The 11391-nt window shown below is 65.2% G+C and carries 10 protein-coding genes; all 10 read right to left on the bottom strand.

Annotated elements, in window-relative coordinates; all coding sequences use genetic code 11:
- Positions 1-45: 45 nt before the first annotated feature.
- The gene (gene nhaB, locus U873_RS0106295; RefSeq protein WP_025127435.1) at positions 46-1548 is read right to left on the bottom strand and encodes a sodium/proton antiporter NhaB; all 1503 of its coding nucleotides are present in this window, start codon (positions 1546-1548) and stop codon (positions 46-48) included.
- Between the two features lie 433 nt (positions 1549-1981).
- Positions 1982-4045, bottom strand: a complete 2064-nt coding sequence (gene paaZ / locus U873_RS0106290) for a phenylacetic acid degradation bifunctional protein PaaZ (protein WP_025127434.1) — start codon at positions 4043-4045, stop codon at positions 1982-1984.
- A gap of 58 nt (positions 4046-4103) precedes the next feature.
- Positions 4104-5750 (bottom strand): cation acetate symporter, encoded by a 1647-nt coding sequence (locus U873_RS0106285; protein WP_025127433.1) that lies wholly within the window; start codon positions 5748-5750, stop codon positions 4104-4106.
- Positions 5747-6055 (bottom strand): DUF485 domain-containing protein, encoded by a 309-nt coding sequence (locus U873_RS0106280; protein ID WP_025127432.1) that lies wholly within the window; start codon positions 6053-6055, stop codon positions 5747-5749. The genes U873_RS0106285 and U873_RS0106280 overlap by 4 nt, the downstream gene beginning before the upstream one ends.
- Positions 6056-6132: 77 nt before the next feature.
- Positions 6133-7209, bottom strand: coding sequence for a 1,2-phenylacetyl-CoA epoxidase subunit PaaE (gene paaE, locus U873_RS0106275; RefSeq protein ID WP_025127431.1), 1077 nt, complete (start codon positions 7207-7209; stop codon positions 6133-6135).
- A 33-nt stretch (positions 7210-7242) separates the two neighbouring features.
- Complete coding sequence (paaD, locus tag U873_RS0106270) at positions 7243-7776, bottom strand: 1,2-phenylacetyl-CoA epoxidase subunit PaaD (RefSeq protein WP_025127430.1); 534 nt, start codon at positions 7774-7776, stop codon at positions 7243-7245.
- Positions 7763-8524: a 1,2-phenylacetyl-CoA epoxidase subunit PaaC gene (paaC, locus tag U873_RS0106265; RefSeq protein ID WP_025127429.1), complete on the bottom strand. Its 762-nt coding sequence runs from the start codon at positions 8522-8524 to the stop codon at positions 7763-7765. Before paaC ends, paaD begins: the two co-directional genes overlap by 14 nt.
- 8 nt (positions 8525-8532) lie before the next feature.
- Complete coding sequence (gene paaB, locus U873_RS0106260; protein WP_025127428.1) at positions 8533-8814, bottom strand: 1,2-phenylacetyl-CoA epoxidase subunit PaaB; 282 nt, start codon at positions 8812-8814, stop codon at positions 8533-8535.
- 42 nt (positions 8815-8856) lie between these two features.
- On the bottom strand, positions 8857-9846 hold the full coding sequence (paaA, locus tag U873_RS0106255) for a 1,2-phenylacetyl-CoA epoxidase subunit PaaA (protein ID WP_025127427.1): 990 nt from the start codon (positions 9844-9846) through the stop codon (positions 8857-8859).
- A gap of 179 nt (positions 9847-10025) precedes the next feature.
- The gene (gene paaK / locus U873_RS0106250) at positions 10026-11345 is read right to left on the bottom strand and encodes a phenylacetate--CoA ligase PaaK (protein ID WP_025127426.1); all 1320 of its coding nucleotides are present in this window, start codon (positions 11343-11345) and stop codon (positions 10026-10028) included.
- Positions 11346-11391: the final 46 nt, after the last annotated feature.

Genomic DNA, 11391 nt, shown 5'->3' with positions numbered 1-11391 from the left:
TGCCGCGGCCGCCGATTGCCGGCCTCGGGCCCGCGCAGGATGCCCCTACAGCCAGTAGCTCACCGCGTACCAGCCCAGCAGCCCCATCACCACGGTGTAGGGCAGGGCCATCCACACCATCCGACCGTAGGACAGGCGTACCAGCGGCGCAATCGCCGAGGTCAGCAGGAACAGGAACGCCGCCTGGCCGTTGGGCGTGGCCACGCTGGGCAGGTTGGTGCCGGTGTTGATGGCGATGGCTAGGGTCTCGAAGTGCTCACGGCTCATCTGCCCGGTGACAAAGGCCTGCTTGACCTCGGTGATGTAGATGGTGGCGACGAACACGTTGTCACTGATGGCCGACAGCAGCCCGTTGGCAATGAACAGCATGCCCGGTTGCTGGTCCGCCGGCAGCGCCAGCACCCACTGGATCAGCGGGGTGAACAGTTGCTGCTGGTGAATCACCGCGACCACGGCGAAGAACACCACCAGCAGTGCGGTGAAGGGCATGGCGTCCTTGAACGCATTGCCCAGGCGGTGCTCATCGGTGATCCCGGTGAAGGCGGTGATCAGCACGATCACCAGCAGGCCGATCAACCCGACTTCCGCCACGTGCAGGGCCAGGCCGACGATCAGGATCAACGCCGCCAGGCCCTGGACCAGCAGTGCCGCCCGTTGGCGCGAGGTGCGCTGGGCGTCGTCTTCAGCGGCATAGTTGGCCAGCACCCGGCGCACATTGTCTGGCAGCAAGGTGCCATAGCCGAACCAGCGCAGCTTCTCCAGCAGCACGCAGGTCACCAGGCCGGCCGCCAGCACGGGCAGGGAAACCGGTGCCACCTTGCTGAAGAATTCGGCGAAGTGCCAGCCCATCTCATGGCCGATCAACAGATTCTGCGGCTCGCCCACCAGGGTGCACACCCCTCCCAGGGCGGTGCCTACGGCGCCGTGCATCAGCAGGCTGCGCAGGAAGGCACGAAACTGCTCCAGGTCATCGTGGTGCAGGGTGGCCAGTTGCTGGTCATCGCCGTAGGCGCTGTCCTGGCGCGGGTCATTGCCGGACGCCACCCGGTGATACACCGAATAGAAGCCCACGGCGGCGCTGATGATCACCGCAGTGACGGTCAAGGCATCGAGGAAGGCCGAGAGAAAGGCCGAAAGAAAGCAGAACAGCAGCCCCAGCAGCGCCTTGGAGCGCACCCCGAGCAACAGCCGGGAAAACAGGAACAGCAGCAACTCCTTCATGAAATAAATGCCGGCGACCATGAACATCAGCAGCAGGATCACCGGGAAGTTGTGCACCAGCTCCTCATACAGTGCCTCGGGGGTGGCCATGCCCAGCAGCATGGCCTGCACCAGCAGCAGGCCGCCGGGCATCAGCGGGTAGCATTTGAGGGCCATGGCCAGGGTGAAGATGAACTCGATCACCAGGCACCAGCCGGCCGCCGCCGGGCTGACGGTATAGAACAGCAGGGGATTGAGCAGCAGGAAGGCAAGGATGCTTGCCTTGTACCAGCGCGGGGACTGGCCGAGAAAGTTGTGCGCGAACGCCTGGGCCATTGAGCCGGACATGGGCGGTTCCTTGTGGTGAGAAGCGCGCAACTTGCCGCAAGCCGGGTGCAGAATCAAGAAATGATGAAATCTTTTGCCACAATATTTGCCGGCTGCCTTGGGCCAAGGCGTTTCGCGGTTTCTTGCACGGTTGGGGAGGCGCCAGACTGTTCAGGCGAGGGTCGGAGCGAGTGACAAGTAAAGGCGGACGAGGGTGCCTGCTGCCGCTGCGCCAGGGAGCTGCAGCGGCCCTCGATCCTGCGTGAAAAGGCGCTGCGGTGCCCTGGGGGCGCGGGAAGCCAGCGGCAGCAAGCGCCCTCGCCACCGCTGGGGTGCCTGTGCTTGAGCAAGCCACACTGGCGCCGCCGGGGTTTCGGTCGGCGCCGGCCTGGCGCTGAAAGCCTCTCAAGACGGCTGCGGTCTCGAGGGTCGTTCGCCGGCAAGCCGGTGGCTGTCAGCCGCTGCAGTCGCTGCGTTTGACCACCAGGGTCAGGATGTCGTAGCTGGCCACCACTTCACCCAGCTGGTTGGTGACTTCCACGTCCCAGGCCACGACGCCCTGGGGAATGCCCTGGGGGCTCTTCTTGCCCTGGTCGATCTTGCGCTTGCAGGTCAGCCGGGCCTGGATGGTGTCGCCAATGCCCACCGGGTTGATGAAGCGCAGGGTGTCCAGGCCATAGTTGGCCAGCACCGGGCCCGGCGCCGGCGAGACGAACAGCCCGGCCGCGGCCGACAGCACGAAGTAGCCATGGGCGATGCGCTTGCCGAACTGCGACTCCCTGGCGGCGATCTCGTCGAAGTGCATGTAGAAGTGGTCCCCCGACAGGCAGCCGAAGTTCACCAGGTCGGCTTCGGTCACGGTGCGCCGGTGGGTCAGCAGGGATTCGCCGATCTGCAGGTCCTGGAAATGCCGGCGGAACGGGTGCACGTCGCTCTCAAGCACCTTGGCGCCACGCACGTATTCGCCAGTGACCGCAGCCAGCATGCTGGGCGAGCCCTGGACGGCGGCCCGTTGCAGGTAATGCTTGACGGCCCGCAGGCCACCCAGCTCTTCGCCACCGCCGGCACGCCCTGGGCCGCCGTGCTTGAGTTGGGGCAGGGGGGAGCCATGGCCGGTGGATTCGGCGGCGGATTCGCGGTCCAGCACCAGCAGGCGACCATGCCAGGCAGCGGCCTGGGGAATGACCCGGGCGGCGGTGGCCGGGTCCTTGGTGACCAGGCTGGCCACCAGGCTGCCCTTGCCGCGAGCGGCAAGGTCCAGGGCCTGGTCCAGGTCGTCATAGCCCATCAAGGTGCTGACCGGACCGAAAGCCTCGATGTCATGGGCGCCGCCGGCCGCCCAGGGATCGCGGGCCAGCAGCAGGGTCGGGGCGAAGAAGGCGCCCTGGCTGACGTGGCTGCCCCGAGGTTCAAAGCCGTCCTTCGCCCCAAACAGCAGGTCACTGCCCTGCAGCAGGCTTTCCAGGCGTTCGCTCACGTCTCGCTGTTGTTCGTGGGAGGCCAGGGGGCCCATGCGCACGCCTTCCACTGCGGGGTCGCCGACCACCACCCTGGCCAGCCGCTCGCGCAGGCCCGTGGCCACCGCGTCCAAGTGTTTTGCCGGCACGATTGCACGGCGGATGGCGGTGCATTTCTGCCCGGCCTTGACGGTCATTTCCCGTGCCACTTCCTTGATGAACAGCTCGAACTCTTCATCGTCCGGGGTCACGTCCGGGGCCAGGATCGCACAGTTCAGCGAGTCGGCCTCGGCATTGAAGGGCACCGAGTGGCGGATCAGGCTGGGGTTGCTGCGCAGCTTGTTGGCGGTGGCGGCGGAACCGGTGAAGGTCACCAGGTCCTGGCCTTGCAGACGGTCCAGCAGGTCGCCGGTGCCACCGATCACCAGTTGCAGGCTGCCCTCGGGCAACAGGCCGGATGCCTGCATCAGGCGCACCGTGGCCTCGGTCAGGTAGCTGGTGGCGCTGGCGGGCTTGACGATGCATGGCATGCCGGCGAGAAAGCACGGGGCGAACTTTTCCAGCATCCCCCAGATGGGAAAGTTGAAGGCGTTGATGTGCACAGCGACCCCGCCGCGGGGCACCAGGATGTGGGTGCCGGCAAAGCTGCCGAGTTTGCCCAGCGATTGCGCCGGGCCCTCGTGCAGCAGGTTGCCTGACGGCAGCTCCCGGGCGCCGAGGCCGGCATAGCTGAACAGGGTGCTGTTGCCTCCTTCAATGTCGATCCAGCTGTCGGCCCGGGTCGCACCGCTGTGGTAGGACAGGGCGTACAGCTGTTCCTTGCGCTCACTCAGGTACAGCGCCAGGGCCTTGAGGCGCTGGGCCCGTTGCTGAAAATCCAGGGCCAGCAAGGCACTGCCACCGCGGCGCCGGGCATGCTCCAGGGCTTCGGCAAAGTCCAGGGACTCTTCATGGGTACGGGCCACGTCATGCCCATCGATGGCGCTGCGCAGGACCTGGGCCGGATGTTGGCCGACCCAGCGGCCGGCGATGAAGCTTTGCAGGGTAGGAGACTGTGACATGGGGTTGCTCCGAACGATGGGTTGAGGCCGGGCGCAAGGTGCGCGCCCGGCCGTGCAGTCAGTGATTGCTGGCGCCCGAGGCACCGATGCCGGTCATGGAACGGATGAACTGCGCCAGGTAACGCCCGCGCTCCAGTGCGGCCCGGGGCGAGCGGTCGCAGACGGAAAACAGCCAGGCACAGAAGAACGCCAGGCTCATGGAAAACAGCGCCGGGTTGGAGTAGGGGAACAGGGCCTGTTCGTGGTGCAGGACGTTGACCCACACCGCCGGGCTCAGCACCAGCAGGACAATCGCCGACACCAGTCCGGCCAGGCTGCCGCTGACCGCGCCACGGGTGGTCAGGCCTTTCCAGAACATCGAAAGAAACAGCACCGGGAAATTCACCGAGGCGGCAATCGCCAGCACCAGGCCCGAGAGGAAGGCGATGTTCTGCGACTCGAACAGCAGGCCGAGAATGATCGCCAGCACGCCGATGCACAGGGTGGCGATCCGCGAAACACGGATTTCCTGTTGTTCTGTGGCCTGGCCCTTGCGAATGACGCAGGCATACAGGTCGTGGGACACCGCCGAGGCGCCGGACAGGGCCAGGCCGGCCACCACTGCGAGGATGGTGGCGAAGGCCACCGCCGAGATGAAACCAAGGAACAGGTTGCCGCCGACCGCCTGGGCCAGGTGCACGGCGATCATGTTGGCGCCGCCGACGATCGCCCCGCTGGCGTCGCGGTACTCGGGCTCGGTGCCGACCATGACGATGGCGCCAAAGCCGACCACGATCAGCAGCAGGTAGAAGTAGCCAATGAAGCCGGTGGCGTAGAACACGCTCTTGCGCGCTTCCTTGGCGTCGTTGACGGTGAAGAAGCGCATCAGGATATGCGGCAGGCCGGCAGTGCCGAACATCATCCCCAGCCCCAGGGAAATGGCGTCGATGGGGTTCGACAGCAAGCCGCCGGGGGCCATGATCGCGGTGCCCTTGGCGTGTACCGCGGTGGCCCCGGCGAACATTGCCTCGACGCTGAAGCCAAAGTGCCTGAGCACCATGAAGGCCATGAAGCTGGTGCCGAACAGCAGCATCACCGCCTTGATGATCTGCACCCAGGTGGTGGCCAGCATGCCGCCGAAGGTCACGTAGAACACCATCAGCACCCCCACCAGCATCACCGCATAGAGGTAGCTGATGCCGAACAGCAGTTCGATCAGCTTGCCGGCGCCGACCATCTGCGCCACCAGGTACATCAGGGCCACGGTCAGGGTGCCGAAGGCCGATGTCAGGCGCACCGGGGTTTGCTCCAGGCGGTAGGAAACCACGTCGGCAAAGGTGTACTTGCCCAGGTTGCGCAGGCGTTCGGCGATCAGGAAGAGGATGATCGGCCAGCCGGCCAGTACCCCCAGGGCATACAGCAGGCCGTCGTAGCCGTTGAGGAACATCATCGCCGAGATGCCGAGGAAGGACGCCGCGGAGATCATGTCGCCAGCAATCGCCAGGCCGTTCTGCAAGCCGCTCATGCCCCCGCCAGCGGTATAGAAATCACTGGCCGAGCGGGTGCGCAGGGCGGCCCAGCGGGTGACCCCGAGGGTGAACAGGACGAACACCAGGAACATGCCGATGGCGTTCCAGTTCAGGGGCCGGGCGGCGCCTTCTGCCGCCAGTGCAAGGTCGCAAAGCAGCAGGCCGGGCAGCAGGAATGACAGCGACAATGGCTTCATTGGGCGCACTCCTGCTTGAGCTTTTCATTCAGTGGGTCAATCACATGGTTGGCGCGGTAGACATAGAAGCCGGTCAGGGCGAAGGCCAGCAGCACGATCGCCACACCCACCAGCATGCCGACCGTGGTCACCCCGCCGCTGAGGGACTGGCCCAGGGTGCTCGGGGAAAACGCCACCAGCAGCACGAAACCGTAATAGATCAGCAGCATGGCCAGGGTCAGGGACCAATAGAGCTTCTGTTTGCGTCGCACCAGCTGGATAAAGTCCGGGTGCAGGCGAATCCGTTCTATTTCTTGCGGGGTCATTGGGCACGCTCTCTTGCTGTTGTTATTGTTCGGGCGTTGCAACTCGCGAGCGCCAGCACGCCTGCGCTCGCAGTGTTCTAGAGCTGGTCGAAGTCCAGGACCACCTTGTCGCTGATCGGGAACGACTGGCAGGACAGCACGTAGCCGGCCGCTACTTCGTAGTCCTCCAGGGCGTGATTGCTGTCCATCTCCACTTCACCCTCGATGACCTTGCACTTGCAGGTGGAGCAGACCCCGGCCTTGCACGAGTACGGCAGTTCGGCGCCCTGGGCGTTGCCGGCCTCGAGGATGCTCTGGGTGTTGCGCGGCAAGTCGAAGGCCAGGGCGCGGCCGTCGCTGATCACGGTGATCTGGCTGGTGGCAGCATCGATCTGTCGTGCAGCTTCCCGGGCCTCGCGCTTGTACTCGCTGCCAGCGGCGGCAAACAGTTCGAAGTGGATGCGCGCGGCGGGCATGCCCTTGGCCTTGAGGCTGTCGCGCACGGTTTCGGTCATGGGCTGCGGGCCGCAGATAAAGGCCGCGTCCAGGCTCTTGACGTCGAGCCAGCGGGAAAACAGCTGCTGGCATTTGTCGGCATTGATCCGGCCGTTGTAGAGGTCGATGTCTTGCTGTTCGCGGCTGAACAGGAAAATCAGGTTGAGGCGCTGCAGGTAACGATTCTTCAGGTCTTCCAGCTGTTCGCGAAACAGCGCGCTGGAGCTGGAGCGGTTGCCGTAGAGCAGGGTCAGGCGGCTGTGGGGTTCGGTTTCCAGGGTGGTCTTGATGATCGACAGGATCGGCGTGATGCCGCTGCCGGCGGCCACGGCCAGGTAGTGGCCGTGGCGGGCCGGGTCGAGCTCGACGTGAAACTGCCCCGCAGGTGGCATCACCTCCAGCTGCTGGCCGGCCTTGAGTCGCTCATTGGCGAAGGCCGAGAAACGCCCGCCGGCCACGCGCTTGATTGCAACGCGCAGCTCGCCATCGTTGACCCCGGTGCAGATCGAGTAGGAGCGGCGTACTTCCTCGCCGTCCAGCTGGGTGCGCATCACCAGGTGCTGGCCCTGGGTGAAGTGGAAGCGCTGTTGCAGGTGCGGCGGGATCTCGAAGGCGATGGACACGGCGTCACGGGTTTCGCTGCGCACATCCTTGATGGTCAGGCTGTGGAATTTACTCATGCTGATTCTCCCTCTGACACGGCCGCTGGCCGTTCAGATGCACTTGAAATAGTCGAACGGTTCCAGGCAGTCGCGGCAGCGGTACAAGGCCTTGCAGGCAGTGGAGCCGAACTCGCTGAGGCGCTCGGTGTGCTCGCTGCCGCACTGGGGGCAGGCCACCTGTGGGCGTTGTCCGAGGAGGCTGCGCTTGCTGGTGCTGAACTCCGGCGGGGCGATGCCATAGGCCCGCAGGCGCTCGCGGCCTGCGGCGGTGATCCAGTCGCTGCTCCAGGCCGGGGTCAGCTTGCGTTGCAGGTGCGGGGCGCGAAATCCGGCGAGCTCCAGGGCTGCGCGGATGTCGCTTTCGATCACCTCGGTGGCCGGGCAGCCGGAGTAGGTCGGGGTCACCACCACGTGCAAGTGGCCTGCGCGCCAGTCCAGGTCGCGGACGATGCCCAGGTCGACCACGCTGACCACCGGCACTTCCGGGTCCATGATCTGGTTCAGGGTCGCCCAGGCCGCCTGCAGGTCGCCGGCCTGTAGCGCGCGGGCACCCTGGTCGCTGGCAATCAGTTCACCAGGTCGCATCGGGGTAGGCTCGCGGCAGGGACTGCATGTGCGCCAGCAGGATGCCCAGGTGTTCGCTGTGCAGGCCGCGGCGGGCGTCAAGGTAGAAGTAACTGGCGGCAGCGGGCACCGGCAGGGTGGCGTTGGCGAAGGTCTCGGCCACCTGGGCTTGCCAGGCCGCGGCCACGGCGGCGGGGTCGGGTATCAGGCGCGCCTGGTGCAGGCGGTTCTCGCCGTCATCGGGGCTGCTCAGCTCCACGGTGAAACGCCAGAGCAGGGGGATGGCGTCGAGCATCCGCTGGTGGCTTTCCTCGGTGCCGTCGCCCAGGCGCTCGACCCATTCGGCGGAGCGGCGCAGGTGATAGGTGGCTTCCTTGACGGCTTTGGCGGCGATCCCGGCGATGCGCTCGTCCCGGCTCTGGCCCAGGCCCTTGAGCACCTGCAGGTGCCAGGCGTCGTACAGGAACTGCTTGAGCATGGTCACGGCAAAGTCGCCGTTGGGCTGCTCCACCAGCAACAGGTTGCGGTAGGCACGTTCGTCGCGGTGGAACGCCAGGCGGTCGGCATCGCGGCCGTCGTCCAGCAGTTCAGCGGCGTAGTCCAGCCAGTTGCGGGCCTGGCCCACCAGGTCGAGGCCGACGTTCATCAGCGCCAGCTCTTCTTCCAGGGCCGGCGCGCGGCCACACCATTGGCACAGGCGCTGGCCCTGGATCAAGGCGCTGTCGCCCAGGCGCAGCAGGTAAGGGATCAGATCGGATTGAACGGTCATGGCAGGCCTCACATGTGTCCGACTTCAGGCGGCAGCTGGTAGAAGCTGGCGTGGCGGTAGACCTTGTCGTCGGCGGGGTCGAACAGGGGTTCCTTGTCGTCCGGCGAGGAGGCGACGATCAGCGCCGACGGCACCACCCACAGGCTCACGCCTTCGCTGCGGCGGGTGTAGAGGTCGCGGGCGTTGTCCAGGGCCATGGTGCTGTCGGCGGCATGTACGCTGCCGACGTGCTTGTGGTTGAGGCCGTGCTTGCTGCGCACGAAGACTTCGAAAAGGGTCCATTCAGACATCGGGGTGGCTCCACATCAGGCACTGGATCGAGGTTGGGCGAATCAAGCGGCGTTTTTATTGGTTTTCTTGCGAGCGTGGGCGACCGCGGCCGCGCGCACCCAGGCACCGTCCTCGATGGCCTGGCGCCGGGTGGCGAGGCGCTCCTGGTTGCACGGGCCATTGCCCTTGAGCACTTCGTAGAATTCCTCCCAGCGGATCTCGCCGAAGTCGTAGTGGCCGCGCTCGGCGTTCCACGCAAGGTCTGGGTCCGGGCAGGTGCAGCCCAGCAGTTCGAGCTGCGGGATGGTCTGGTCGATGAAGCGCTGGCGCAGTTCGTCGTTGCTCTGGCGCTTGATCTTCCAGGCCATAGACTGGGCGCTGTTGGGCGAGTGTTCGTCGCTGGGGCCGAACATCATCAGGGCTGGCCACCAGAAGCGGTTGATGGCGTCCTGGACCATGTCCTTCTGCGCCTGGTTGCCCTCGCGCATCATGGTCAGGAGGATTTCGTAGCCCTGGCGCTGGTGGAAGCTCTCTTCCTTGCAGATGCGCACCATGGCCCGGGAGTAGGGGCCGTAGGAGGTGCGCTGCAGCACCACCTGGTTGACGATCGCGGCGCCGTCCACCAGCCAGCCCACGGCGCCCATGTCGGCCCAGTTCAGGGTCGGGTAGTTGAAGATGCTCGAATACTTGGCTTGGCCGCTGTGCAGCTTGGCGACTTCCTCGTCGCGGTCGGCGCCGAGGGTTTCCATGGCGCTGTACAGGTACAGGCCGTGGCCGGCTTCATCCTGGATCTTGGCCATCAGTTGCAGCTTGCGCTTGAGGGTCGGGGCCCGGGTCACCCAGTTGCCTTCGGGCAGCATGCCGACGATTTCCGAATGGGCGTGCTGGGAGATCTGCCGGATCAGGGTCTGCCGGTAGGCCTCGGGCATCCAGTTCTTGGCCTCGATCTTGATCTCCCGATCGATCTTTTCCTGGAAGGCGCGTTCCTGCTCGGACATCTGCTCCAGCGACTTGACGTGCTTGACCCCCGTTTCTACCAGCTGTGCGTACATGCAGTGTCTCCCGGGTTGAAGGTGTGGGTGGGCATGGAGATGTTTATATGTGATACACAAATAAATATCAAACATAAAAAATGGTGTCGTATTGTTTTTTCGTATCAGATTCCCGGCAACCCGGTGCACCAGGCAAAAAAAAGCCCCGTTTGCACGGGGCACAACGCTACGTCTGAAAGCTAGCGACGGTTATCGATAACCCGGCACGCCTTGCCTTCCGAGCGCTTGATACTGAAGAGCGGTTGCAAAACGATACGTGAGCTGATGCCGATATGGGTCTTTATGTGGCGACTCAGATCGCCGCAGAGGGTGCGCTGCTGTTCGTCGCTCAACTGCTGGTGCTCGCTCTTGAGCTCGACGTGGATGTCGACGCTGTCGAGGTTGCCGTGGCGATACAGGTGGATTTCGTAGCAGGGCGCCAGTTGCGCAATCTTCAGGACCTGTTCCTCGACCTGGGTGGGGAACACATTGACCCCGCGGATGATCAGCATGTCGTCGCTGCGTCCGGTGATCTTGTCGATGCGGCGCATGGGCCGTGCCGTACCCGGAAGCAGGCGGGTCAGGTCGCGGGTGCGGTAGCGGATCATCGGCAGGGCTTCCTTGGTCAGGGAGGTGAGCACCAGCTCGCCCATTTCCCCATCCGGCAGCACCCGGCCACTCTGCGGGTCGATGATCTCGGGGTAGAAGTGATCTTCCCAGAGGGTTGGGCCGTCGCGGGTTTCTGCGCACTCCATGGCCACCCCGGGGCCGATGATCTCCGACAGGCCGTAGATGTCCAGGGCGCTGATGCCCAGGCGCTGCTCGATGGCGCTGCGCAACTCGTCGGTCCAGGGTTCGGCGCCGAAGATCCCCAGGCGCAGGGCCAGCTGGTGAGGGTCGAGGCCCTGGCGCTCGATCTCGTCGGCGATGTTGAGCATGTAGGACGGCGTGACCATGATGATGTCCGGCTGAAAATCCTTGATCAGCTGCACCTGCTTCTCGGTCTGGCCACCGGACATGGGGATCACCGTGCAGCCCAGGCGCTCGGCACCGTAGTGCGCGCCCAGGCCGCCGGTGAACAGGCCGTAGCCGTAGGAAATGTGCACCTTGTCCCCGGGCCGGCCCCCGGCCGCGCGAATCGACCGGGCCACCACCTGGGCCCAGGTGTCGATGTCGTTGCGGGTATAGCCGACCACCGTGGGCTTGCCGGTGGTGCCGCTGGAGGCGTGCAGGCGCGCCACCTCCTGCATCGGCACCGCGAACATGCCGTAGGGGTAGTGGTCACGCAGGTCGGACTTGGTGGTGAAGGGCAGCTGGGCCAGGTCCTCCAGGCGCTTGATGTCCTGGGGGTGGGCGCCCTGGGCGTCGAAGCGCTGGCGATACAGCGGGACCTTGTCGTAGGCGTGGTTCAGGCTCCAGCGCAGGCGCTCCAGTTGATGCTGGCGCAGGTGATCGATGCTGGCGGTTTCCATCGGGTCCAGCAGTGTTTCGGGCACGGTTCTGGCAATCGGCATGTTCATGGCTTCACTCGAATTGTTGTTGTCTTGCAACCCACCGGCGGGTGGG

Origin of the sequence: Pseudomonas sp. PH1b, assembly GCF_000633395.1 — a bacterium.
Taxonomy (GTDB): domain Bacteria; phylum Pseudomonadota; class Gammaproteobacteria; order Pseudomonadales; family Pseudomonadaceae; genus Aquipseudomonas.
Note: the sequence above shows the minus strand (reverse complement) of the source record. Positions and strands in the feature narration are given on the sequence as shown.

Excerpts from the sequence above, each read along its gene's own strand:
- U873_RS0106280 (WP_025127432.1), bottom strand. The coding sequence starts at position 6,055 with ATGACCCCGCAAGAAATAGAACGGATTCGCCTGCACCCGGACTTTATC.
- paaB (WP_025127428.1), bottom strand. The coding sequence starts at position 8,814 with ATGTCTGAATGGACCCTTTTCGAAGTCTTCGTGCGCAGCAAGCACGGC.
- paaD (WP_025127430.1), bottom strand. The coding sequence starts at position 7,776 with ATGCGACCTGGTGAACTGATTGCCAGCGACCAGGGTGCCCGCGCGCTA.
- paaC (WP_025127429.1), bottom strand. The coding sequence starts at position 8,524 with ATGACCGTTCAATCCGATCTGATCCCTTACCTGCTGCGCCTGGGCGAC.
- paaZ (WP_025127434.1), bottom strand. The coding sequence starts at position 4,045 with ATGTCACAGTCTCCTACCCTGCAAAGCTTCATCGCCGGCCGCTGGGTC.
- paaK (WP_025127426.1), bottom strand. The coding sequence starts at position 11,345 with ATGAACATGCCGATTGCCAGAACCGTGCCCGAAACACTGCTGGACCCG.
- paaA (WP_025127427.1), bottom strand. The coding sequence starts at position 9,846 with ATGTACGCACAGCTGGTAGAAACGGGGGTCAAGCACGTCAAGTCGCTG.
- paaE (WP_025127431.1), bottom strand. The coding sequence starts at position 7,209 with ATGAGTAAATTCCACAGCCTGACCATCAAGGATGTGCGCAGCGAAACC.
- U873_RS0106285 (WP_025127433.1), bottom strand. The coding sequence starts at position 5,750 with ATGAAGCCATTGTCGCTGTCATTCCTGCTGCCCGGCCTGCTGCTTTGC.
- nhaB (WP_025127435.1), bottom strand. The coding sequence starts at position 1,548 with ATGTCCGGCTCAATGGCCCAGGCGTTCGCGCACAACTTTCTCGGCCAG.